This window comes from Rahnella sp. ATs2 (genome assembly GCF_051851855.1).
Taxonomy (GTDB): Bacteria; Pseudomonadota; Gammaproteobacteria; order Enterobacterales; family Enterobacteriaceae; genus Rahnella; species Rahnella variigena.
This window is the reverse complement of record NZ_JBLYPL010000010.1, coordinates 20903-43560: the sequence shown is the minus strand read 5'-3', so window position 1 is coordinate 43560 and position 22658 is coordinate 20903. Positions and strand designations below refer to the sequence as shown.

The window sequence follows — 22658 nt, the reverse complement described above, 5'->3', positions numbered from 1 at the left end:
CTCCGCTGGACTTGTGCGCAACTATTTTTAATAATGATCGTTAAGTTATTTCTATAACTATTTTAATAACCATAATCACAATGGTGATGGAAGGAGGGTGTATGAGCACTGAACAGACGGCTTTGGTCCGGAAAAGTCGCGGTCGCCCAAAACAGTTCGACCGTGGAACTGCTCTGAGCAAGGCCCTGAATTTATTCTGGCGCCATGGTTACGAGGCCACTTCATTAGCTGATTTGGTCGAAGCAACCGGTGCAAAGGCACCGACTTTGTATGCCGAATTCGGAAACAAAGAAGGGCTCTTTCGTGCAGCCGTTGAACACTATCTGAAAAACTTTTACGAAAAGAGCTCATGTTTATTGAGCAGAACAGATTTGTCCGTCGAAGATACGGTCGGGCGTTACCTGCGCGCCATCGTTGAGCTGTTTACCGACTGCGACACGCCAAGCGGCTGTTTCATGATCAGCGCATCATCCGGGATGTCTTCATCTTCTGCGGATATTGCCGAAATGCTGCGTGCGCGCCACCTCTCGCAGGAACGCACTTTGTTTGAATACTTCGAGAAGAAGAAAGAGAGCGGTGATCTGACGGCGGTAACGGACAGCGCGCTGCTGGCGAAATACCTCGCCTGTACCATTCAGGGCTTCTCCGTTCAGGCACGTGACGGCGCAAGTTCCGCTGAACTTAACCGCCTGATCGACGTGGTCATGAATCTGTGGCCGGAGCTGACGAAAGCCACGGTTGCCAGTAAAGCCGCACACTAAACGCTGAGTTTTAGACAATTGTTAAGAAAGAGAATAGAACGCCAGGTGCTGAGTATTTCGGGCCTGGCGTTGGGCGGTATAGACTTCGAGAAACCGGCAGGTGATCCGGGGCTTTTTGGCCCGGAAAGCATCACCTGGCGAATTCACGGTGACTTCTCCTCGATGCTTTGTGGTGGCGTCAGTGCCTTGCTGCTGCAAATGCTTCATCCGCTGGCGCTCGCCGGTGTCTGGGATCATTCCTCATTTCGTGAAGACATGCTTGGCCGTCTGCGGCGTACCAGTCAGTTTATTTCCGCTACTACCTTTGCGCCTGTTCGAGACGCCAATGCGTTGATCGAAAAGGTAAAACCCATCCATTTACGCGTCACCGGAACCGATGCTTACGGCACGCCTTATGCCGCCAGCGACCCGGATTTACTGGTCTGGGTGCACGTAGCCGAGGCGTACAGTTTCCTGCAATCGCATCTGCGTTATCGAAATCCTGCGCTCAGTGTGAGCGATCAGAACCGCTATTATCAGGAATTTGCCCGCGTGGCAGAAAGTCTGGGTGCTGTAAACGTGCCGGACAGTGTGGCGGCGGCAGACGCGTATCTGCAGGCGATGCGCCCGCAGTTACGCTGCGATGAGCGTACGCTGGAAGTGGTGAGATTATTGCAGAATGCGCCCGCGCCAAGCCGTCTGGCAAAGCCTGTCGGCAGCCTGATGATTCAGGCGGGTATCGAGCTTTTACCCGACTGGGCGGCCACTCAACTGGGGATTTCCCTTTCCCCGTCTAAACGCAGAAGCATTCGTTTTGCTACCCGACGCATCGCTGGCGTATTGCGCTGGGCGGTGAGAAACGGCTCATGGCACCGCGCCATGCGCCGGATGGGACGGCTGAACTGACCATTACCTGATCGTTAAAGATGCGGATAAACGCCCGGACCAATCGGCAAACCGAGCAAATACCAGCCCACCAGCATCAGCAACCACACCACAAAAAATACAATCGGATACGGCAGCACCAGCGAATAGTAGGTGCCAAGCTTCGCCTCTTTGTTGTACCGCTGAAGGAATCCGAGGAACAGCGGCACGAACGGCGACATCGGCGCGAGCGGGATAACCGAAGAATCCGCCACACGGAAAACAATCTGAGCAAAGGCCGGATGGAAGCCAAGCAGCATGAACATCGGCACGAAAATCGGAGCCAGAATCGACCAGATGGCTGACCCGCTGGCGATGAACATACACAGCAATGCCGACAGAAAAATCAGCCCGAGGAAGGCCGGAATACCAGTCATGCCTAAGTTTTCCAGCACATCCGTTAGCCCGATTGCCATGAATTTCCCCATATTGCTCCAGTTGAAAAACGCCACAAACTGGGAGAGCGGAAACACCATCACAATAAAACCGGCCATTGATTTCATCGGATCCACCAGCAAATCCGGTACGTCGCTGGCGCTGCGGATTTGCTTCGTCACCATGCCGTAAGGCACTGAAATCACGAAGAAGAACAAAATAATCAGCGGCACGATGCCCTGAATAAACGGCGATGGAATGATGCCGCCGGTTTTCGGGTTACGCAGCGGTGCGGCTTCCGGTACCACCAGTAATGCCACCAGTCCGATGAACACCAGTGCCGCAATGCCGCTGGCCATCAGCCCGCGGTTCTGCTCCGGTGTCAGCTTTTTCATCTCTTCATTACGCGCACCCTGATACACCGGCAGGCGCGGTTCCACGAATTTATCGGTAAGGATAGCGCCGACAATGGTCAGCAAAATCACCGACGCGGCCATAAAGTACCAGTTGTCGATCACGCTGACCTGGACCGCCGGGTTAATGGCTTTCGCCGCTTCGGTGCTCAGCCCGGATAACAACACATCGGTAGTCACAATCAGCAGATTGGCGGTAAATCCGCAGCCAACACCGGCAATCGCCGCCAGCAAACCGGCGACCGGATGACGCCCGACGGCGAGGAAAATCAGTGCGCCCAACGGTGGCATGACCACCAGTGCGGCGTCCGAGGAAATATGGCTGAAGAAGGCGATAAAAATCACCATATAACTGGCGTACCGGGCATTCACTTTGGAAGCCATTTTGTACATCAGGCTTTGCAGCAGCCCGACACGTTCCGCCAGTCCGGCACCGATCACCAGCGCCAGAATCGACCCCAGCGGGGTAAATCCGCTGAAGTTTTTGATGACGTTCGGCAAAATCCACTGAATACCTTCCACGCTCAGCAAATTTTTAACGCGGATAATCTCGCCGTTAGTCGGGTTCACGGCCGTAATGTTGAACCATGAAATCACCGCACTGGCGACCATCAGCAAAGCAATCAGATAAACAAATAATAAAAACGGGTTGGGAATTTTATTACCGATACGTTCCACCCACTGGAGAAATCCTCCAGGGCTCTGTCCGGAGTCTTGCGCCTGAATACTCATCTGTTAACCCTCTGTCGTGTTTGTCTTTTTTATATTTATGCCGCTCATCCGTGCCGGAACGGGGCGCGAATGAGCGGTTTATTTCATTAACTGACACCAGTGATTTATTTCAATGGCGAAGGTTTCACACCAGCCGGGATCGGGCACTGATACGGGCGTCGTGCGCGTTGTACATCGCGCTCTTTCTGACAAGCCGCCACTAAATCCGGCTGAGTGAGCAGTTCTATCGCGGTTGAGGACATGACTTTTGCCGCCAGACACATGCCTTTATGGGCGATGGAGGTACGCCCCTGTGACACAATCTGCCAGGTATGCAGCGGGGAGCCGACGGCAAAACACGGGCTGAAGCATTGCGCCGTGGGAACCAGCCAGCTGACATCACCGACGTCCGTCGAACCGTAGAGGATATTGCCGTTAGGGGCATACGGAGCAACAGAGTCTGTCAGCGGGGAATGGCGCAGGGTTTCGGCGAATTCGATGCCTTCTGCGCCGCTGGTGCGGGAGATATTCAGAAGATTATTATCAATATCCTGTTCCGTCAGCGTGGCATGAATCGACGCCGCAAACGCCCGCTCTCCGTCGGTATAATGCGGTGTGCCGAAAGCCTGAACGTACTGATACATGGCACTTTCCAGCGTGCGGTTAGGCACGTAGTTGGAACAGGCTTTATCAAAGCGCATCGACATTTTTGTGCCGGTCATCAGCGCCGCACCTTTGGCAATATCCACTACGCGGTCGAAAATCGCCTGCGCCTGATCCATCTGCGGCGCGCGTACCAGATACAGCACTTCGGCGTCGGCCTGCACCACGTTTGGCGAAATCCCGCCCGCGTTGGTGATCGCGTAATGCAGCCGCGCTTCCTGAATGATGTGCTCACGGAGGAAGTTCGCGCCGGTATTCATCAGCGTCAGGGCATCCAGCGCGCTGCGACCCAGATGTGGCGCGGCGGCGGCGTGTGAGGACACGCCTTTAAAGCTGAACGACGCCTGAATATTGGCCAGCGTCTGATTGCTGAACATGCCGCTGTAGGTTTCCGGATGCCAGGTCAGCGCGGCATCGACGTCATCGAATAACCCTTCGCGCGCCATAAAGGTTTTGCCGGATCCGCCTTCTTCGCCCGGACAGCCGTAAAAACGCACCGTGCCCTGAATGTCTTCACGTTCCATCCAGGCTTTCACTGCCAGCGCGCCGCCGAGTGCCGCCGTCCCCAGCAGATTATGGCCGCAACCGTGGCCGTTGCCGTTTTCAATCAATGGCTGGGCCACATCGCAACCGGCTTTCTGGCTTAAACCGGCCAGCGCATCGAATTCGCCGAGCAGGGCGATCACCGGTTTGCCGCTGCCGAAGCTGGCGATAAATGCCGTTTCCATGCCACCGACGCCGCGCTCAACAGTAAATCCGCTGGCGTCGAGTTTGTCGGCCAGTAATGCAGAAGAGAAAGATTCGACAAAGCGGGTTTCAGGATGATCCCAGATGGCATCGCTGATTTCTGACAGCGCGGGCTGCTGGTTATCGATAAAGTCGTTGATAAAATTGACGATATTCTGTTGATCAGCCATCAGTTATCTCCTTTGAATTCAGCGATATTCAGCGCCAGTGCTGCCAGCGTTTTGATGCCCTGCATCATCACTTTTTCATCGAAATCAAACAGTTCATTGTGATGACCTGCGCTCAGATCGGTACCGAAAATCACATAAGAGGCTTCACCGCCGCGGGATTTCACGCGTTCCATCATGTACGTGGCATCTTCCGAACCGGCCGCGCCTTCCTGTCGGTCAATGATCTGTTCGAATTCGCCGAGTTTTTCCGCCTGCCGGTGGATGTAATTCACCCAGGCTGGCGTTGGCGTGCTGCTTTGCGCCGCGCCCATGAGTGTGATGTCGAATTTCACCTGATGCATTTCGGCTGCGCCGGAAATCACTTTCAGCGCCTGCTGGTAAATGAATTCGTTCACCTCATTGGTGGTGCCGCGTGTTTCTACTTTCATCGTGGCGCTGGAAGGCACCACATTGCGCCCGGTACCAGCCTGTAAAACGCCGACATTGATGCGTGAATCACCGCCGCTGTGACGCGGTATCGCGTGTAAACCGAGGGTTGCCTGCGCTGCGGCGAGCAGGGCGTTGCGGCCGTCTTCCGGCTTGCCGCCCGCATGAGAAGCGACGCCGGTGAAACGCACGTCGAGTTTGGTGGTGGCCATAAACGTATCGTTACCGCAGACGATGTGATTCGCGGGTACGCCGGTGCCAATATGCACGGCGGTGAAATAATCCACATCGTCCACCACGCCTGCCTCAACCATTGATTTCGCGCCACGTGTACCTTCTTCGGCAGGCTGGAAAATCAGTTTGAGGGTGCCGCACAACTGGTCGCGAACCTGCATCAGCACTTCCGCCAGTCCGAGGCCAATGGTCGTATGACCGTCGTGCCCGCAGGCGTGCATCATGCCGTTATTGGCAGAAGCAAATCCTTCGCGGAACGGACGGTGCTGGTCTTCCAGCACTTCGTTTAAATCCAGTGCGTCCATATCCACCCGAAACCCCATCACCGGACCGGGGCGCCCGGTTTCCAGCGTGGCGACAATACCGGTAAAACCGCCGGAGAAATGCGGCATCCAGCGGGCAATCGCGCCTTGCTCCAGCGCGCGTTGCTCCTGTTGAGCCAGCACGGCGTCAGAAGGCAAACCCATACGTGAATCAGCATCTATCACTTCTTTGCCCAGTTGCAGCGAATAGCCGAGCTTTTCCAGACGTTCCGCCACCAGCGTGGAGGTGCGGAATTCCAGCCAGCCAGATTCGGCGTATTTATGCAGGTCACGACGTTGCGTTTGCAGGGAAGGGAACAGCTTTTCTACACGTTCAGAAATCTCATTAACCATCACGGACTCTCTTTTTGTACAGACATGCAGGCTTTCCGCGCAGCGGCAGAAAGGAGGAAATCAATGCTTTGGGAAGTGCAGGCCAGCGCGCAGAAAGCGACGAAAGGCGGCCTTAGATGATTTTCAATGTACATAAAGCAATCAGGGCATATAAGATGCCAAAATCTTCTTAGTGATAATCAGGGGTTATCAAAGAATCTCATGCCATCACAAATTAAAATGCATCAGTTACGGGCATTTGTGTCGGTTGCGCGTCAGGGCAGTATTCGTGCCGCCAGCCGGACGATGAATTTGTCACAGCCTGCGCTGACCAAATCGATTAAAGAACTTGAGGAAGGATTAGGCGCGCGGTTGTTTATCCGCCGTCGTCAGGGCGTGACGCTCACTGACTGCGGTGAGGCGTTTTTTAAGCGTGCAAGCCTGATTCTGGAAGAGTTGCGTGTCGCACAGGAAGATATTTCGCAGCGTCTCGGTGGTACCAGCGGCAGGGTGAATCTCGGTGTCGGTGCCAGTATCGCGCGTACCATCATGCCGGAAGTCGTGGACCGTTTTCACCGCGAATTCCCCGATGTGAAGGTGCGGATCGCTGAAGGACAACTGGTATCGATGATCCCCGAACTGCGTCAGGGCGAGCTGGATTTCACGGTGAATACCTATTATCAGGGACCCTTTGATAACGAACTGTTATATGAAAAGCTTATGGATAAAGAGTACCGCGTGGTGGCAAGACGCGGTCATCCGATGCAAAACGCCCGGTCGATGCAAGAGTTGCGACATTGCGACTGGACCATGCCGACGCCGCGAGGCAGCTATTACAAACTGCTCAGCGAAGTGTTCAATGAAATGGATGCGGAGCCGAATATCAGCGTGATTTGCGAAACCTTTATGTCTTGCACCAGCCTGATTGCGAAAACAGACTTTCTCAGCGTTCTGTCCGTTGATGTGATTAACGATCCGGTGATCGGCCAGAGCCTGGTGGCGCTAGATTTAGATCTGCCGCTGCCGAAAGCGACGTTCTATCTCATTCAGCGGCGTGATACCACGCTGACACCAATGGCCGCGCATCTGGCACAACTGTTCCGCATGTATTGCCGCTGATGTCGATATTTTGACAAGAAAGCGCCTGTTTTAATGATTTATCGGGGATTTTTGGGAATATTGCCCGTTATCGGGCTGGCTTATCCGTTCTACACTGACCATCACAGGGAATAATAAGCTTCCTGATAATGTTGAGGTCATATGCGCCAGTCCGACATAGTTGCTGAAGTCAGTAACGACAAACAAACCCTGACCGCGCTGGTCGAGCAGGATAACCGCGTGGTGTATTTCTACATTTTTGCGCGTGAAGATTTGCGCGACCGTTTTCCGAAAATGCGTGCCTGTTGGGTACGCAATCTGGTGCCCGCGCCGGTAAACGATGACACGGACGCGATGGAGCAGGGGATGGCCCCGATGCTGGCGGCGCAATATTGCCGGAATCTGGAAGGCGAAGCGCCGCTGGATCCGGCACAAATTCAGATCCTGTGGAATGAAAGCGATGACGGCGCGGCGTTGTGGTATCAGGGATTGTTGCTGGCGGTGATCCCCGGCTGGAGTTTGTATATCGATCATTCGGTGTGTTATTCCGCCGGCTGCATTAAACAGAATCCGCTGACTTTCCCGCTGGGTTCTGCCTCGACCAACACGCAATGTGAACTGGCGGAAAAGACCCGTCTTTTCTGGCGTGACTGGCAAAATGAGTTCACTAATCCGTGGCCAAAAATCCAGCGTAAACTGCTGGAATCCTACGAAGATCGCTTTGGCCCGTCGCTGAAATATTATCTGATCAATCAGGGCAACTGGCCGCCGATGGCGATTTCCCAGCATGAAGATGAAGAAAACTATTACTTCTTCACCGTCGGCATGAGCATCCGCCCGATGCCGCAAATCGACATTGTTTTCAACGATGAAGCGGAAAAGCACCGCCGCATCGAGCTGGCTTTTTCAGTTGGCAAAGAATACGTCACCGAAGAAAACGCCGTGCAGATGGCGAGTGCATTATCCGGCTACGCGCAGGTTCCCTGGACCACACTGAGCTGGCTCGGCGAAGGTCACACGCTGATGTCACCCATGGCACCGCTCGGTTTCGAAGGCCACGTGATTTCCTCCGCACTCTGCGGCCCTGCCGACAAAATGCGTTTGCCGAAGATTTACGGCGATCCGGTGAATCAGTTTTGGGTCAGCCCGGTGTTTACCAGCGAACTGGAATTCGCCCAGGCTAAGCCAAACGGTGGATTTGAACTGGTGGCCGCGATGATCGAGAACGATATCGGGTTTGTGTTTGCGCCGAGAAGCGCGGTGATTTGATGTCACTCTCTCAGTTTTCTAACAGAGATGAGTAAGAATACCGATCTGCTCCCTCCCCTGCGAAGGGGAGGGCTGGGGTGGGGTATTAATGGCAACTGAGTTGTCTGCTAAACCCCCTCCCAACCTCCCCCTTCGCAGAGGGAGGAGCATGGCAAAGACTTAAACCGGTTTAATTTCCTGCTGAAAATCCTCAGCATCAACATCATATCCCGACGGTTCCCACCGTACCGCAGTCAGTACGATCAGTCCCGCCAGTGGCGCTAACGCGATCACCCAGAACACACCGGTGCCGAGCGCAGCGGAAAGTACCGGGAACAGGAACAGGGAAAGGGTGGAACTGGCGCGCATCAGCGTCTGGTTGAAACCGACACCCATGCCGCGCAGCGACGTCGGGTAGCTCAGTGAAGCAAACGTCATGGTGTGTGAGCCGGGCCCGAAACCCTGACCGAACAGGAATAACGCCAGCATGGCGATGGAAATCGCCGCTTCACCGCCGTCTGCCGGACGGCCAACGACGGCCAGGCCGATCATTGCCACCAGCTGGCAGGCGTAACCGGCGTAAGTCATTTTCCATGCGCCAAATTTCGACACATACCGTACCGCAATCAGGCCGCCGACGAAGGCGAAACACAGGTTCAGGCCGAGTGAGAACAGAATAGTGCTGATCATCGACTGTTGCAGGAAGCTGGATAAAATCACCGGCAGCCCGAACGCCACGGCGTTATAGGCAAATGATGAGGCAACGGCGGTGACCGTCGCCAGCACGGTGCGGCGCAGATAAATACCCTGCAACAACGTGCCGTAGTTGCGCCATGCGGCTTTACGCACTTTTACCTGCGGGGTTTTATCCGCATCGTCCGCGACGACTGCATTAATGTTATAGGATTTTCGCAGGATCGCCGCCGCGCTTTGCAGGTCGCCCTGATTCGCCGCCCAGACCGGAGATTCATTCATATAACGGTGGCGGATAGCAATAATCAGAATTGCAGGCACTGCGCCGAAACCGAGGATCAGACGCCACAACCAGTCGGTATGCGTGGCTGGCAGCACCGCATAAAGCAGCAGCACCAGCAGATAGGAAACGCTGATCGCCGCGTACCATGTCGGGCACCACATCGCCACGCGCGAGGCTTTATTGCCGCGCCCCTGAAGTTTTGAGAACTCCGCAAGGAACGCCATCGCCACCGGTAAATCGATGCCGACGCCTAATCCCATCACAAAGCGCGAGCCACCGAGCACCCATTCATTTGGCGCAAAGGCACAGGCAAGCGCGGCAATCACGAAGAAGAACATGTCAGCCATGAACACGCGGTAACGGCCGATTTTGTCGGTCAGATAGCCACCGAACAATGCGCCGACAATTGCCCCGAAGGTAATCGCCGATGCTACAAAGCCCGCGCCGGAAGGTGTCAGACCAAACTGGCGGGTGATGTCTTTCATCCCGAAGGCCAGTGCGCCGAGGTCGTAGGCGTCGAGGAAAACGCCGCCCAGTGCAATAGCAATCACGATGCGCGCGTCGCTGATTTTCGCCGCGCCGCGGTTCACTAACTGAGTAATATCGGCAGCGGAACGAATCACCACCGGCTGGTCAGACGCAGGATCTGCGCTGTAATCCCCTGAAGAGGCGGCGGGAGAGGCCGCAATTGAATCAGACATTATTGTGTTTACGCTTTTTGACAAAAAAACCAGCATAGAGGCGAGGTGATGCCCGTCACAAGTCCTGATTAGACGTTGAATGAAAACAAATGGCTATAAGTTAAAACAAAGTGATCTAAGAGGAAGGGGTGAGCATTTTCTTTCGGGGAAACAGACAATCATGTTTCAGCGATTTCACGGATAAGCTTCGAACATTTCGGTATTTTACTCCGCTACCGACGCCTGTTTTTATGGCACACCCTCCATTCCCCTGCGCGAAATTGGACTATTCTTGTTAGCAGCTTGTTTATACAGATGAAAGCTCAAAGACTGAGCCGTCGCCGGGCGACAAAACCAACATAACCCGATAAGAGGATAGAGCATGACTGTAACAACTGGGCGAGTACGGGGATTTTCCGTGGCAGCGCTGGCGCTGGTTTCTGCGATAAGTTTCAGCGCACAGGCCGCTGATGATGCCGTACGTGTCGGCTCAAAAATTGATACCGAAGGTTCGCTGCTCGGTAACATTATTATTCAGGTGCTGGAAGCCAACGGTATTCATACTACCAATAAACTACAGCTGGGAACGACCAAAGTGGTGCGCGGCGCGATCACCGCCGGTGAGATCGATATCTATCCGGAATACACCGGTAACGGCGCGTTTTTCTTCTCCGACGATAAAGATCCGGCGTGGAAAAATGCTCAGGCCGGTTTCGATAAAGTTAAAAAGCTGGATTACGACCAGAACAAAATCGTCTGGCTGGATCCGTCTCCGGCTAACAATACCTGGACTATCGCGGTGCGTCAGGACGTGGCGAGTGCGCACAACCTGAAATCGCTGGGTGATTTGGGCAAATACATCAGCAGCGGCGGCGAGTTTAAACTGGCGGCCTCGGCAGAATTTATCGAGCGTCCGGATGCCTTACCGGCGTTTGAAAATGCTTACGGTTTCAAACTGAATCAGGCGCAGTTGTTGTCACTGGCGGGCGGTGATACGGCGGTGACCATCAAAGCAGCAGCGGAAAAAACCTCCGGTGTGAACGCGGCGATGGCCTACGGCACCGACGGTCCGGTGGCGGCGCTTGGCCTGCAAACGCTGGAAGACCCGAAAGGCGTGCAGCCAATTTACGCACCTGCGCCAATCATCCGCGAGGCCGCGCTGAAAGCGCATCCGAACATTCCTGATTTGCTCAAACCGGTGTTTGCTTCGCTCGATACCAAAACATTGCAGGGCCTGAACGCGAAAATCGCGGTTGATGGTCAGGATGCGAAAAAAGTGGCGGCGAAGTATTTGCAGGAAAAAGGTTTCGTTAAAAAATAACCGGGCAGTGACGCCCTGAGCACGGCCTTCGGGTCGTGCTCTTTGATATCAGGTAATGTTTTGACTTATCACTCACCCGTTAAAAACCGCGTCCTGCTGACGCTGGTTTTGCTGCTGTTGCTGGCCGGTTTCGGACTGGCCTTCGTCAGCCACGCGCCTAACCGGCTGGTCTCCGGCAAAGGTATTTCGCTGACGAGCCTGCTGAATGGCTATTCTGCCTTACTGCTGTTGCCTGCCGTTTTACTGCTGGTCTGCGCTTTTCTGAATCTTTATGGCCGCCATCATTTAGTGGTGATGTTACTGGCTGAAATCCTGCTGACCGCGCTGGTCTGGCTGGCCGGTCACACTGCGGTTCAGCTTGCCGGTGGCGATGAAGACAGTATCGCGCGCACCTCGCTGGGCGGCGGTTTCTGGGCGGGCGCGGCGCTTTGTCTGCTGATCGCCTCCGACGCTATTTCCCGTTTTACCCGCAATCACAGCCTGCGCATTTTGCTTAATGTGCAGATGATCGTACCGGTGGTTTTGCTGCTGGCGTACGGTCAGCTTGCCGAACTTTCGCTGCTCAAGGAATACGACAACCGTTCCGACGTGTTCAACGACGCGCTGTGGCAGCATCTCGGCATTTTGTCTGGCACGCTGGTGCCTGCGGTATTGATCGGCCTGCCGGTCGGGTTGCTGTGTCACCGTAAACCCCGCTGGCGCGGGCCGGTATTGTCGGTGCTCAATATTATCCAGACCGTGCCGTCGATTGCGCTGTTTGGTCTGCTGCTCGCGCCGCTGGCCGGGCTGGCAAAAGCGCTGCCGTGGCTGGCAGAGCACGGCATCAGCGGCATCGGCCTGGCTCCGGCGATTATCGCACTTGTGCTGTATTCGCTGTTGCCGCTGGTGCGCGGCGTGATTGCCGGGCTGGAATCGGTGCCGGAAGCGGTCATTGAATCCGCCCGTGGCATGGGCATGAACCGCGCTCAGGTGTTTTTACGTGTGCAGATGCCGATTGCCTTGCCGGTTATCCTGACCGGCGTGCGCATTGTAGCGGTGCAAACGGTCGGCATGGCGATGGTCGCCGCGCTGATTGGCGCTGGCGGACTGGGCGCGATCATGTTCCAGGGCTTACTCAGCAGCGCGCTGGATCTGGTCCTGCTCGGGGTGATCCCGGCGGTGCTGATGGCGGTGGTCGTCGACAGTCTCTTTAAATTTGCAGTCTCAATTCTGGAAACCACACGCAGATGATTCATTTCAAGCAGGTTAGCAAACACTTTGCCGGAAAAGCGGTCGTGCGCGATCTCACGCTGGAAATGGCCAAAGGCGAATTCACGGTTCTGATTGGCACGTCCGGTTCGGGAAAATCCACCACGCTCAAAATGATCAACCGGCTGGTGGAACACGATCGCGGTGAGATTTTATTTGCCGGTGAACCGATAGAGAAATTCCGTGCGCAGGATTTGCGTCGCCGGATGGGCTACGCCATTCAGTCGATTGGCCTGTTCCCGCACTGGACGGTGGAAGAGAACATCGCCACCGTGCCGCAGTTACTGAAGTGGCCGAAGGCGAAAATCCGCGACCGTGTGACGGAGTTGCTCGAATTGCTCAATCTGGATCCGAAACAGTTCCGGCATCGTTATCCGCATCAGCTTTCCGGCGGGCAACAGCAGCGCGTCGGTGTGGCGCGTGCGCTGGCTTCAGACCCGGAAGTATTGCTGATGGACGAACCTTTCGGTGCGCTCGATCCGGTGACCCGCGCCACGTTGCAGGAAGAAGTGGCGCGCATCCACAAAATCACCCACCGCACCATTGTGCTGGTAACGCACGATATTGATGAGGCGCTGGCACTGGCCGACCGCATCGTGCTGCTCAACGACGGACAAGTGGTGCAGCAGGGCACACCGCTGGAATTACTGACCCGGCCAGCGACGCCGTTCGTGCGCGATTTCTTTGGTGGCAGCGATATGGGGATCCGGCTGCTGTCACTGCGCGAAGTCGGTTCACTGACGCGGCGCGGCGAGCCGTATTCCGGCAGTCAGCCGCCGCTGACGGATTCGATGAGCCTCAGTCAGGCGCTGTCAAAATTTGTCGCGCAACGGGTTCAGCAACTGCCGGTGGTCGATGAACAGGGCCAGCCGCTCGGCGTGCTGCATTTCGCCGATCTGACCACTGAGAGGAACGGCGCATGAAACGGATATTCGCAGATCCTCTGATTTGGTTATTCGCTTTACTGCTGGCGCTGATTTTCGGCATGACCTCGCTCGGCGGCCTGTTCCACTGGATGTTCCCTGAGCTCAGCAGGCCGGTATATCAGCAGGAAAGTTTCGCCTCGCTGGTGGAAGCACATTTATTACTGGTCGGTATTTCCAGCCTGATCGCGGTGGTGATAGGTGTGGCGGCCGGTGTAGGCGTGACGCGTCCGGCGGGCAAGGAATTCCGCTCACTGGTGGAAACGCTGGTGGCGATGGGGCAGACATTTCCGCCGGTCGCCGTGCTGGCGGTTGCGGTGCCGGTGATGGGATTCAGCGAAAAACCGGCGATTATCGCGCTGGTGCTTTACGGGCTGTTGCCAATTTTGCAGGGAACGATTGCCGGGATTGAATCCGTGCCTGCGTCGGCGCGTGAGATTGCGCAAGGCGTGGGTATGAGCCGCTGGCAGATGTTGCGAAAAGTGGAAATTCCGCTGGCCGCGCCGGTGATTATTTCCGGCATCCGCACGTCGGTGATTATCAATATCGGGACGGCGGCGATTGCCTCATCGGTCGGCACGTTAAGCCTCGGATCACCGATTATTATCGGCCTGAGCGGCTTTAATACGGCTTACGTGTTGCAGGGCGCGGTGATTGTGGCGCTGCTGGCGATTTGCGTGGATATGCTGTTTGAACGCTGGAGCCTGTGGTTACAACGCTGGCAGCAGCGATCGGCAGACGAATCAGTTCGTTGATGCAGAAGACGGCGCAGGGACAACAGAAGGGGCGTCGTTATCGCTGACAGGTTTAGCGTCGTCCTGGATCACCACCGCATAACCGGCAACCATCACGCCGCCAATTGCGCCCATCGCCATCAGACCAAACAGCGCGATAAATAATTTTTTGCCAAGCGAATTCATGTGCAATACCTCAGAAATTTGAACGACGAATTATAAATCGTTTCGTTACCCCTGCAACAGACTATTCATGCTATGACTACATTATCGTTGCCGTCAGCGAATTTTTTGTCATATGCAGAAACTTTTTAGCAACATTTTCACGCGATCGCACAGATTCCCTTGCCGGAAATCAGGCCAATAGCGTTAACTGTTGGCCTTCATTATCACGCTAATAAGTTCTTCCTATGACTGGTTCCGTCACCCGTTCTCTGCTGCCATTAATTGCTGCACTGTTTGCGTTGTATTTTATCTGGGGTTCTACGTATTTCGTTATCCGCATCGGCGTGGAAAGCTGGCCGCCGCTGATGATGGCCGGTCTGCGTTTCTTTGTCGCCGGATGCATTTTATTCACATTTCTGCTGCTGCGCGGACATAAAGTCCCGACGCTGAAGCAGTGGATGGCCGCCGGTGCCGTGGGCATTTTGCTGCTCTCGGTCGGCAATGGTCTGGTGACGGTGGCGGAACATATGCAGGTGCCGTCCGGCATTGCCGCCGTGATGGTGGCGACCGTTCCGCTGTTTACCCTGTGTTTCAGCCGCCTGTGGGGAATGCCCAACAGCCGTCTGGAATGGACCGGTGTCGCCATCGGCCTGTTCGGGATTGTGCTGCTCAATACCGGCAGTAATCTGGAAGGGAACCCGTGGGGCGCAGCGCTGATCCTGCTCGCCTCATTAAGCTGGGCATTCGGTTCGGTGTGGAGTTCGCGTCTGCCGCTGCCAGCAGGCCTGATGGCCGGAGCAGCGGAAATGATCATCGCCGGTGTGGTGTTGCTGGTTGCCAGCCGCGTAACCGGCGAACATCTGACCGCGACGCCATCGCTGCACGGTTTTCTGGCGCTCGGTTATCTGGTGGTTTTTGGCTCTATGATCGCTATCAGCGCCTATATGTTCTTACTGAAAACCGTGCGTCCCGCCGTCGCCACCAGCTATGCCTATGTGAATCCCATTGTGGCGGTTCTGCTGGGGATCACCTTTGCCGGCGAATCCCTGTCACCGGTCGAATGGGTAGCGTTAGGCGTGATCCTTTGCGCAGTCCTGCTGGTGACGCTGGGGAAATTTGTGTTCGGGCGAAAAAAATCGGTGATTAAGGAAGTGAAGGTTTAACCGTCCTCCCCTTCGCAGGGGAGGAAGCAGATCGAACTTACCTATTTTTTCTCAAAGAAGATCGACACCCGCGCCACTTCCACGCCGAATTTTGTCAGTGAGGTGACGTTGAACAGGTGCTGTTCATCCTGCTGATAAATCCAGTCATCGAAGGTCAGGCGGTAGGTGCTGCCGCCTGATTTCACATCCATGACGTATTTCCAGTTAAACGCGTTACCGGCGGAATGACCGGTGGCGGTACCGATAATATCGCCCGCCGTCCCGGTATAGCTGCCGTCAGCGAGTTTGCGGATGTGCCAGACGCGGGTTTGCTTCTCGCCGTCGTCATACACAAAATCTTCATGCAGCGTCAGCGTATCGCCCGCCACGTCACCACGAATTTTCACGGTAAAACGTCGCGTCTGTTTATTGCTGTGATCCTGCACCATGCCGTACGCCACGCTGTCACCGGCGAACCAGGTAAAAATATCCAGCTTCGGCTGAGCCTGGGCGTAATCCTCGATGTTGGCTTTACAGCCGCTGAGGACCAGAATGCAGCCCATCAGTAACGCAAAAAAACCTTGGCGAAAAACAGTCATAAAGCCTCCGGTCAGAGGGATGTCAATCCGATGCGGTAGCACCGGTCAGTTTGCTGCGTAAATCCGGATATTGCGTTTCAGGGGAGAGCCAGATGGCCAGGAACGCATCACGAAAAGCCGGTGTGAATGCGTTGCCCGCCGGATTTATCATCACGCTGTTGGCCGCACGGCTGTAAAACTGTCCGCCGTTTTCTGTGGCGACAAAAACGATTTCACTGCCATTACTGACGTCCGGCCAGGTATTTTCGACGGCGTCCAGCCAGCCATTTTTTTGCGCCTGTGCCAGCAATCCGAGTGCCTGCCACTGTTCTTCTGTGGCTTTGGTCAGTTCCTCGCGATCAATACTGCGCAGATAATCAATGTCTAACGCCAGTGGCCATTTTTGGGGCTGATATGTGCCGTCAGGGGTCAGCAACTGCGAGTTGTAAACCTCAAACGGCCCCCAGCTGAGCGTGGCGTGCCCGACAGGTTTCCACTGTTCCCACGGCACAGCGGCGAAAAGCGGGGAGGAGAACATCAGCAGCGCGGCGGTTAAAAGTGCTTTCATCAGCTTCTCCGCAGGGAATGTTGGTTAAGCAAAACCGGCAGGCTGATCAGCGGTAAAAACAGTGCCCAGCCCGCGGCCAGCGCCAGCCAGACGTACAACGGTGTGGCCTGAAGTTGCATCGCACCCAGGTGCATGCCGATAAAATAAGCCAGCGGGCCGCTGACGGCACCGAGCGGAATTAACCAGTACACTTTCAGGCGTAAAACCCCCAGCAGCCACAGCCACCAGGCGCTGAAACCCAGCCACAGCGCCATCATCCATGCTGGCACGGCGGCAGAATCAGTAAACTCAAACAGACCCAGAATGCACCACAGCGAATCCATCATAATGCCCAGCGTACAGGCCACCGCGACCCACAAACGGCGGCGCGACGGGGTGAACGCCAGCATCAGAAAACTGCTGATCAGCAGAAAAATAATAAAACGGTCGCGCCCCCAGACTGCCAGCGTCCACCAGACGTCGAAGCCTGCTGCCAGCAACCAGAAGCGCAGGGACATCATCCGCGTCGCTCGGCGGTCAGTTGTACGGTGCTGATGGTGCGGGCGCGGAAACCGGCCTCGCAATAGCACAGATAAAACAGCCACAGGCGGCGGAAATGCTCGTCCTGCCCGTCACCGGTTTGCGTATTCCAGTAACGCTGCACACGCTCGCGCCATTCATGCAGGGTGCGGGCGTAATCGGAACCGATATCAAATAAATCACGCACCACCAGACTGGTGCAGCGCGTCATGGTGTCATTCATGGCGGTGATGGACGGCAGAAAGCCGCCGGGAAACACATAACGCTGGATGAAATCAACTTTGCGGCTGTAAGACGCGTAACGTTGATCGGCAATGGTGATCGCCTGGATAGCCATACGTCCCTGTGGTTTAAGCAGGGCATTACAGCGTTTGAAAAAGGTGGAGAGATAACGCTTTCCGACCGCTTCGATCATTTCAATCGACACCAGTTTGTCGAACTGGCCGCGCAACGAGCGGTAGTCTTCACACAACACCGTCACGCGGTCGCTCAGCCCGGCTTTTTCAATACGCTCGCAGGCAAAGCGGTATTGCTCGCGGGAAATGGTAGTGGTTGTCACCTGACAGCCGTACTCACGCGCGGCAAATTCTGCCATCGCGCCCCAGCCGGTACCGATTTCAAGCAGATGATCTCCCGCATGCAGTTGCAGCTGTTCGCAAAGACGGCGCATTTTGGCTTCCTGCGCCTGTTCCAGCGTCATTTGCGGTTCCTGATACCAGGCGGAGGAATAGAGCATTTTCTCATCGAGAAAGCCCTGATAAAAATCGTTGCCCAAATCGTAATGCGCGGAGATATTTTTTCGTGCCTGAGAAGGGCTGTTGCGACGGAAAAAGTGGATCAGGTTATTGGCGGGCGTGCTGAGCCAGCTCAGGCGTGCTTCGAGCTTGTCCACCAGTTTCAGGTTCTCTGCCAGCAGCTGTAACACCGTCGTCAGGTTTGGTGTGGTCCAGTCGCCATCAATAAAGCTTTCACCCGCCGCAATGCTGCCGCCCAGTAAAACCCGGCGATAAGCGCGCAGACGATGAACTTCGATTTCACCCTGCAAAGGCGCTGTGTGATCACCAAAGAAAATGGCGTCTTGGCCCGGCTCCCGCAGGGTCAGACCGGCTCCTTTCAGCTGCCTGAGCACGCTCAGAATCAATGCGCGTGCGGCCTTGCTGCGCCTGTTGTTCGCCCCTTCGCGGGCGAGCTGCACTTCAGGTTGGCTCATGGTCAGTCCTTATCAACGGGAGGATGAGAATAAATGGGGGCCCGTTTCAGCCACAGTTTCAGCGCCTGCCAGTAAATGGTCAGCGCGGTCTTTGCGGTCATCAGGGGCAGCCGCCACAATTGCTGACGCAGCGCCTCGCGTGTCAGCGGGCGGGCGGTCAGAGAAAGGGCAGCATCGAATTCCCGTTCTTTGCGGTGATTTTCGATAGTGATGTGTAACTGTTTTCCAGGAGGTGTCAGGCGCCAGTGATAGACCATGTCCATCGGATTGAAGGGCGACACATGAAAGGCTTTCGGCACAGGCTGCGAACCGTCAGGGAGCACCGCGTAGGTGTGGCGTTCATTCCAGGGCGTATTACGCACTTCGGCCAGCATCCAGCGCAAAATCCCACTTTGATCATAAAGGTAGTAGAAGTTGACCGGATTGAAATAGCAGCCGAAATAACACAGCTGACAGAGCAGCATCACGCGTCCTTCGGGGCGTTCGCCGGTCAGTTCGGCAATTCTCGCCTGGGCTTTGGTTTTGATATCGCCACCGCCGAGATAATCTTTACGGCGAAAACTGGCAGGAGAAAATTTTTCCAGCCGGATACCCAGAGCCGGTAACGCGTCCAGTTCATCGAGATCAATCAGCGGCATGAAAATGTCATAGTCAAAACGGTGCTCAACTGGCGTAAACCGGCGATGGCGCACCGTGCCAACATACAGCTGGCTGTTCATGACGCCTCCCGTTTTTCCGGCGCAGGTTCTGCCTGTGCACTGAATAACCGCAGGCTCAGTTGTTCCGCCACGTCGCGTGCGCTGTTAACACCGTCTTCATGAAAACCGTTGTACCAGTAAGCGCCGCAAAACCAGGTGTTGTGGTGGCCGTTGATCCGGTAACGCTCCTGCTGCGCGTGGTGGCTGGCGAGATTCAGAACCGGATGCATATAGGTGGCGCGGAACAACACCTTGCTCTCATCAATCGGCGTCAGCGGATTGAGGGAAACACAAAACGTCTGCGGCGCGTTCAGTCCCTGCAAAATATTCATGTTATAGGTCACGCTGGCACGGCGGCTGTGCGCCGGATTGCTGTCGCGAAAATCGCCGCGCCCCGCCGGATGGAGCGTATTGGGCAACTGATAATTCCAGCTCGCCCAGGCGCGTTTCTCGCGCGGCAGCAGATGCGTGTCGGTATGCAAAATGACGTCATTGGCCTGATAAGGCAGCGCGCCGAGAATGCTTTTTTCTGCGTCCGTTGCGTTCTCACCCAGAATGCTCAGCGCCTGATCGGAATGGCAGGCAAAAACTACCTGATCAAACTGTTCTTCACCCTGTGCTGAATACAGCGTCACGCCGCCAGATATGCGGACAACGCCAGTGACCGGTGTACTGGTCAGCAGTTTTACGCTGGCGGGGAGTTTCTCCTGCATCCGGCGGATATATTCCCGCGAACCGCCCGGCACCACCATCCACTGCGGACGGTTAGTGACATCCAGCAGCCCGTGGTTATTGAAAAAGCGCAGAAACATCGACAGCGGGAAATTCGCCATATCGCCGAGAGAAGAGGACCAGATTGCCGCGCCCATCGGCAGCACATAGTGCAGGGCGAAGAACGGCGAAAATCCGTTTTGATCCAGCAAATCGGCCAGTGTGTCTTCGTCATTATGCGGATTGAGCAGGCGTGCCTTACACAATTTGTTAAAGCGCAATATTTCGAAAATGAACTGCCAGAACCGCGGCCTGAAAAGGTTGCGACGCTGGGCAAACAGGCTGTTGAGCGAATGCCCGTTATATTCGAGTTTGCTGAGCGGATTACGCACAGAAAAACTCATTTCCGTCGGCTGACCTTCGATGCCCAGCTCTTTGAGCAGGGCGATAAAATGCGGATACGTGCGGGTGTTATAGACAATAAAACCGGTATCGATGGCGTATTCCTGGCCGTCTGAAATCACATCCTGCGTGGCGGTGTGGCCCCCTAACGTTGCCGATGCCTCAAAGACGGTAATTTCGCAGTCCGGCTGGTTCTTTGCCAGTAACCAGGCACAACTCAGCCCTGAAATCCCGCTGCCAACGATAGCCACTTTAGTCGTCATTTTATTTCACCATTTTCCGGCATAACCATTTTTGCAGACCGACCGGCAGCAGCGCGGTAGTTTTCAGCAAACGGGCAAAGAGAGGAGGGAAGGCAATTTCGCTGGCGCCGTGCGCCAGTTTTTTACGGATATGTTTTGATGCCTGCACCACCGTCACCATCATCGGCATCGGAAAATCATTGCGTGCTGTCAGCGGCGTTTCGACAAATCCCGGCTGGATCAGGGAAATGTGGATCTGACGTTTGGCCAGATCCACCGCCAGAGAACGGGCGAAAAAGGCCAGCGCGGCTTTCGAGGCACCGTAAGCTTCGCTGCGTGAAAAAGGCAAAAGCCAGGCCACGGAGCCGACCAGCGCCACGCGGCTGCCGGGAGCCAGGCGCGGCAGCAGGGCATCGAGACAATTCACCGGGCCGATGAAATTGGTGTTCATCACGCGGACGACTTTTTCAGCCTCAACCACGCCGTCATCAAGATATTCGCAGGTGCCGGCGCAAAGGATCACCAGATCGGCCTGCACGTCCTGCAACGCCTGACGGGTTTCTGTTAAATCGGTGATATCAAAACGTAGCGGGATAATCAGCGGACTGGCGGCGGCGACCGCAATGAGTTTTTCAGCGTCACGTCCGCAGGCGATGACTTCCCAGCCTTCTGCGGCATAGTCCTGAGCCAGCTGTTTTCCGATACCCGAACTGGCACCGGTGATCAGGACGCGGCGCATTATTTCAACCTTGCTTTAACCGCGCGGACAGCGCCGCCGAGCACCGGAACATGCTCATACAACATCGCACCGAGATCGTAATAATCGCGCTGATAAGCAATCCGGTTATCTGACAGGCGCAGATGGCTGGCGCCATTAAGAAACATAGCCTGACCTTTTTTCAGTGCCGGATGCGAAAACTCCATCCGCCAGAACAGCGACGCTTCAGCGCCACTGGTCAGCGGAGGCTGAATGTCAAAGCGGCAGTAATTCACTTTTTTGAGCAACTGTGCGAAATAGCGTTCGAGCGCATCCACGCCGTCGTAATGCGACACCGGATCAATGAACACCACATGCGGATGATAAATACGCGAAAGCTGCGGTAGCTGGCTCACATCCAGATGGCTGTAAAATTTGCAAAGCCGGATCAGAACATCAGCGGGTATCGCGGGTTCAGGAAAATGTTTGATCATTATTTTTTCCTTCCATTACGCACTGGCACTATCTGCAGAACCGGAGGGATGCCTTCACCGTGAAGACTTTCGACATTATCGTTTTCGTCTTCGCTGTCTTGTGAGCCAAGCAGCAGGGAAGCACTGCCCAGAAGAAGTATCGACAGCCCCTGTTCAACCCAGTTCAGCAGGCGCTGGCGCTGAATTTGCGTCAGTTTGCCTTCAGCCCATAACAGGATTTGCGAACCACTGAGATTTTCAAGATGCGGGTCATCGAGCGGGACCGGCATGATGTCGATCTGCATCCCTTCCTCGCAGCGCACAATGGCTTCAAGCCACAGCTCGATGCTGTCCAGATGTCCCCAGCCAACCAGCGTCGCCGGATTGCCGGGACGTTTACGGGCGGCACCCATACACATCACCGCGTGTTCGATGATCAGACCGTCAAGCTGGCTGCGTAACATCAGCAGGCGCGGATCCCCTGCACTGAGGCGCGAGCGCAATGGTCTGAGCACGTTATTCACAAACGACGCCGCCGGATATTCGCGACCGAGTTCCGTCATCAACTGACGGACTTTATTGCTGCGGCCATCCTGTAATGCGGTCAGCAAACTATGTTCTGACTGCGACCAGCCGCCCGGCAGTGCATCAACTTTGCCTTCGAGCAGAGATTTCACCTGGCCGACCGGGATCCCGCGATTAATCCAGCCCAAAATAGTGCGGATGGTATCAAGGTCATCATCATTAAACAGACGATGGCCGCCTTCGGTGCGCTGCGGTTTTAGCAAGCCGTAACGGCGTTGCCAGGCACGCAGAGTGACCGGGTTGATACCACAAATTCGGGCAACTTCGCCGATGCTGTAAAGAGACATAATGAATTCCATAATATTCGCACTAACCAATGCTAACTCTAGCGCCAGATTGCAAAGCTGTACAACTTTATTATTTTTGTACAACTTGCCTAATACTTTTCCCCTACATTATTTT

The 22658-nt window shown here is 55.3% G+C and carries 23 protein-coding genes; 9 read left to right on the top strand and 14 right to left on the bottom strand.

Annotation, left to right across the window (positions count from 1 at the left end; translation table 11 throughout):
- Window positions 1–101 precede the first annotated feature (101 nt).
- Window positions 102–761, top strand: a complete 660-nt coding sequence (locus ACJY2G_RS12425; RefSeq protein ID WP_113877871.1) for a TetR/AcrR family transcriptional regulator — start codon at window positions 102–104, stop codon at window positions 759–761.
- Window positions 762–806: 45 nt separating this feature from the next.
- Window positions 807–1646, top strand: coding sequence for an oxygenase MpaB family protein (locus ACJY2G_RS12420; RefSeq protein ID WP_439291789.1), 840 nt, complete (start codon window positions 807–809; stop codon window positions 1644–1646).
- A gap of 14 nt (window positions 1647–1660) precedes the next feature.
- Here ACJY2G_RS12420 and abgT read toward each other — a convergent pair whose 3' ends face one another.
- From abgT to ACJY2G_RS12405, 3 genes are all read right to left on the bottom strand, one after another.
- Entirely contained in the window at window positions 1661–3184 is a 1524-nt protein-coding gene (gene abgT / locus ACJY2G_RS12415; RefSeq protein ID WP_113877869.1) for a p-aminobenzoyl-glutamate transporter, read from the bottom strand.
- A 104-nt stretch (window positions 3185–3288) separates the two neighbouring features.
- Window positions 3289–4743 (bottom strand): M20 family metallopeptidase, encoded by a 1455-nt coding sequence (locus ACJY2G_RS12410; protein WP_430319008.1) that lies wholly within the window; start codon window positions 4741–4743, stop codon window positions 3289–3291.
- Window positions 4743–6059 carry a M20 family metallo-hydrolase gene (locus ACJY2G_RS12405; RefSeq protein WP_430319009.1) on the bottom strand — a complete coding sequence of 439 codons (1317 nt, stop codon included), beginning with the start codon at window positions 6057–6059 and terminating at the stop codon, window positions 4743–4745. The genes ACJY2G_RS12410 and ACJY2G_RS12405 overlap by 1 nt, the downstream gene beginning before the upstream one ends.
- 201 nt (window positions 6060–6260) lie before the next feature.
- On the opposite strand from ACJY2G_RS12405, the gene ACJY2G_RS12400 reads away from it, so the two are divergent.
- Entirely contained in the window at window positions 6261–7157 is an 897-nt protein-coding gene (locus ACJY2G_RS12400) for a LysR family transcriptional regulator (RefSeq protein WP_112290833.1), read from the top strand.
- Between the two features lie 141 nt (window positions 7158–7298).
- Entirely contained in the window at window positions 7299–8405 is a 1107-nt protein-coding gene (locus ACJY2G_RS12395; RefSeq protein ID WP_113877865.1) for a suppressor of fused domain protein, read from the top strand.
- A 159-nt stretch (window positions 8406–8564) separates the two neighbouring features.
- Here the strand turns inward: ACJY2G_RS12395 and ACJY2G_RS12390 are convergent, their stop codons facing one another.
- Complete coding sequence (locus ACJY2G_RS12390; protein WP_113877926.1) at window positions 8565–10061, bottom strand: MFS transporter; 1497 nt, start codon at window positions 10059–10061, stop codon at window positions 8565–8567.
- 361 nt (window positions 10062–10422) lie between these two features.
- Here ACJY2G_RS12390 and osmF point away from each other — a divergent pair, with 361 nt between their 5' ends.
- Genes osmF through ACJY2G_RS12370 form a run of 4 tightly spaced genes read left to right on the top strand, consistent with a single transcriptional unit; the run spans window position 10423 to window position 14287 of the window.
- Complete coding sequence (osmF, locus tag ACJY2G_RS12385) at window positions 10423–11361, top strand: glycine betaine ABC transporter substrate-binding protein OsmF (RefSeq protein ID WP_279919166.1); 939 nt, start codon at window positions 10423–10425, stop codon at window positions 11359–11361.
- Between the two features lie 60 nt (window positions 11362–11421).
- Window positions 11422–12591, top strand: coding sequence for an ABC transporter permease (locus ACJY2G_RS12380; protein WP_120160510.1), 1170 nt, complete (start codon window positions 11422–11424; stop codon window positions 12589–12591).
- Window positions 12588–13532 (top strand): ABC transporter ATP-binding protein, encoded by a 945-nt coding sequence (locus ACJY2G_RS12375; protein WP_439291787.1) that lies wholly within the window; start codon window positions 12588–12590, stop codon window positions 13530–13532. Before ACJY2G_RS12380 ends, ACJY2G_RS12375 begins: the two co-directional genes overlap by 4 nt.
- Window positions 13529–14287, top strand: a complete 759-nt coding sequence (locus ACJY2G_RS12370; RefSeq protein ID WP_120160514.1) for an ABC transporter permease — start codon at window positions 13529–13531, stop codon at window positions 14285–14287. Before ACJY2G_RS12375 ends, ACJY2G_RS12370 begins: the two co-directional genes overlap by 4 nt.
- Here ACJY2G_RS12370 and ACJY2G_RS12365 read toward each other — a convergent pair.
- Window positions 14276–14452, bottom strand: coding sequence for a hypothetical protein (locus ACJY2G_RS12365; protein WP_165353138.1), 177 nt, complete (start codon window positions 14450–14452; stop codon window positions 14276–14278). The two genes, ACJY2G_RS12370 and ACJY2G_RS12365, sit on opposite strands and share 12 nt — an antisense overlap.
- 224 nt (window positions 14453–14676) lie before the next feature.
- Here ACJY2G_RS12365 and yedA point away from each other — a divergent pair, with 224 nt between their 5' ends.
- Window positions 14677–15594 carry a drug/metabolite exporter YedA gene (gene yedA, locus ACJY2G_RS12360; protein ID WP_439291786.1) on the top strand — a complete coding sequence of 306 codons (918 nt, stop codon included), beginning with the start codon at window positions 14677–14679 and terminating at the stop codon, window positions 15592–15594.
- A 41-nt stretch (window positions 15595–15635) separates the two neighbouring features.
- On the opposite strand, the gene ACJY2G_RS12355 is transcribed toward yedA, so the two are convergent.
- Genes ACJY2G_RS12355 through ACJY2G_RS12315 form a run of 9 tightly spaced genes read right to left on the bottom strand, consistent with a single transcriptional unit; the run spans window position 15636 to window position 22543 of the window.
- Window positions 15636–16172 (bottom strand): DUF3833 domain-containing protein, encoded by a 537-nt coding sequence (locus ACJY2G_RS12355; protein ID WP_439291785.1) that lies wholly within the window; start codon window positions 16170–16172, stop codon window positions 15636–15638.
- Window positions 16173–16194: 22 nt separating this feature from the next.
- Window positions 16195–16719 carry a hypothetical protein gene (locus ACJY2G_RS12350; RefSeq protein WP_439291784.1) on the bottom strand — a complete coding sequence of 175 codons (525 nt, stop codon included), beginning with the start codon at window positions 16717–16719 and terminating at the stop codon, window positions 16195–16197.
- A complete protein-coding gene (locus ACJY2G_RS12345; RefSeq protein ID WP_120160520.1) occupies window positions 16719–17219 on the bottom strand; it encodes a DUF2878 domain-containing protein in 501 nt (166 codons plus the stop codon). Before ACJY2G_RS12345 ends, ACJY2G_RS12350 begins: the two co-directional genes overlap by 1 nt.
- Window positions 17216–18448 carry a class I SAM-dependent methyltransferase gene (locus ACJY2G_RS12340; RefSeq protein WP_439291783.1) on the bottom strand — a complete coding sequence of 411 codons (1233 nt, stop codon included), beginning with the start codon at window positions 18446–18448 and terminating at the stop codon, window positions 17216–17218. The genes ACJY2G_RS12345 and ACJY2G_RS12340 overlap by 4 nt, the downstream gene beginning before the upstream one ends.
- Window positions 18449–18450: 2 nt before the next feature.
- Window positions 18451–19167: a DUF1365 domain-containing protein gene (locus ACJY2G_RS12335; RefSeq protein ID WP_112287465.1), complete on the bottom strand. Its 717-nt coding sequence runs from the start codon at window positions 19165–19167 to the stop codon at window positions 18451–18453.
- Window positions 19164–20522, bottom strand: coding sequence for an NAD(P)/FAD-dependent oxidoreductase (locus tag ACJY2G_RS12330; RefSeq protein ID WP_439291782.1), 1359 nt, complete (start codon window positions 20520–20522; stop codon window positions 19164–19166). Before ACJY2G_RS12330 ends, ACJY2G_RS12335 begins: the two co-directional genes overlap by 4 nt.
- A gap of 1 nt (window position 20523) precedes the next feature.
- Window positions 20524–21240, bottom strand: a complete 717-nt coding sequence (locus tag ACJY2G_RS12325) for an SDR family NAD(P)-dependent oxidoreductase (RefSeq protein WP_430319018.1) — start codon at window positions 21238–21240, stop codon at window positions 20524–20526.
- Entirely contained in the window at window positions 21240–21692 is a 453-nt protein-coding gene (locus ACJY2G_RS12320) for a nuclear transport factor 2 family protein (protein ID WP_439291781.1), read from the bottom strand. Before ACJY2G_RS12320 ends, ACJY2G_RS12325 begins: the two co-directional genes overlap by 1 nt.
- Complete coding sequence (locus ACJY2G_RS12315) at window positions 21692–22543, bottom strand: MerR family transcriptional regulator (RefSeq protein WP_439291780.1); 852 nt, start codon at window positions 22541–22543, stop codon at window positions 21692–21694. The genes ACJY2G_RS12320 and ACJY2G_RS12315 overlap by 1 nt, the downstream gene beginning before the upstream one ends.
- Window positions 22544–22658 lie beyond the last annotated feature (115 nt).

Coding starts and splice junctions, on each gene's coding strand:
- ACJY2G_RS12335 (WP_112287465.1), bottom strand. CDS start 19,167: ATGAACAGCCAGCTGTATGTTGGCACGGTGCGCCATCGCCGGTTTACG.
- ACJY2G_RS12325 (WP_430319018.1), bottom strand. CDS start 21,240: ATGCGCCGCGTCCTGATCACCGGTGCCAGTTCGGGTATCGGAAAACAG.
- ACJY2G_RS12315 (WP_439291780.1), bottom strand. CDS start 22,543: ATGTCTCTTTACAGCATCGGCGAAGTTGCCCGAATTTGTGGTATCAAC.
- osmF (WP_279919166.1), top strand. CDS start 10,423: ATGACTGTAACAACTGGGCGAGTACGGGGATTTTCCGTGGCAGCGCTG.
- ACJY2G_RS12405 (WP_430319009.1), bottom strand. CDS start 6,059: ATGGTTAATGAGATTTCTGAACGTGTAGAAAAGCTGTTCCCTTCCCTG.
- ACJY2G_RS12400 (WP_112290833.1), top strand. CDS start 6,261: ATGCCATCACAAATTAAAATGCATCAGTTACGGGCATTTGTGTCGGTT.
- abgT (WP_113877869.1), bottom strand. CDS start 3,184: ATGAGTATTCAGGCGCAAGACTCCGGACAGAGCCCTGGAGGATTTCTC.
- ACJY2G_RS12350 (WP_439291784.1), bottom strand. CDS start 16,719: ATGAAAGCACTTTTAACCGCCGCGCTGCTGATGTTCTCCTCCCCGCTT.
- yedA (WP_439291786.1), top strand. CDS start 14,677: ATGACTGGTTCCGTCACCCGTTCTCTGCTGCCATTAATTGCTGCACTG.
- ACJY2G_RS12370 (WP_120160514.1), top strand. CDS start 13,529: ATGAAACGGATATTCGCAGATCCTCTGATTTGGTTATTCGCTTTACTG.
- ACJY2G_RS12390 (WP_113877926.1), bottom strand. CDS start 10,061: ATGTCTGATTCAATTGCGGCCTCTCCCGCCGCCTCTTCAGGGGATTAC.
- ACJY2G_RS12340 (WP_439291783.1), bottom strand. CDS start 18,448: ATGAGCCAACCTGAAGTGCAGCTCGCCCGCGAAGGGGCGAACAACAGG.
- ACJY2G_RS12365 (WP_165353138.1), bottom strand. CDS start 14,452: ATGAATTCGCTTGGCAAAAAATTATTTATCGCGCTGTTTGGTCTGATG.
- ACJY2G_RS12395 (WP_113877865.1), top strand. CDS start 7,299: ATGCGCCAGTCCGACATAGTTGCTGAAGTCAGTAACGACAAACAAACC.
- ACJY2G_RS12330 (WP_439291782.1), bottom strand. CDS start 20,522: ATGACGACTAAAGTGGCTATCGTTGGCAGCGGGATTTCAGGGCTGAGT.
- ACJY2G_RS12355 (WP_439291785.1), bottom strand. CDS start 16,172: ATGACTGTTTTTCGCCAAGGTTTTTTTGCGTTACTGATGGGCTGCATT.
- ACJY2G_RS12375 (WP_439291787.1), top strand. CDS start 12,588: ATGATTCATTTCAAGCAGGTTAGCAAACACTTTGCCGGAAAAGCGGTC.
- ACJY2G_RS12410 (WP_430319008.1), bottom strand. CDS start 4,743: ATGGCTGATCAACAGAATATCGTCAATTTTATCAACGACTTTATCGAT.
- ACJY2G_RS12345 (WP_120160520.1), bottom strand. CDS start 17,219: ATGATGTCCCTGCGCTTCTGGTTGCTGGCAGCAGGCTTCGACGTCTGG.
- ACJY2G_RS12425 (WP_113877871.1), top strand. CDS start 102: ATGAGCACTGAACAGACGGCTTTGGTCCGGAAAAGTCGCGGTCGCCCA.
- ACJY2G_RS12320 (WP_439291781.1), bottom strand. CDS start 21,692: ATGATCAAACATTTTCCTGAACCCGCGATACCCGCTGATGTTCTGATC.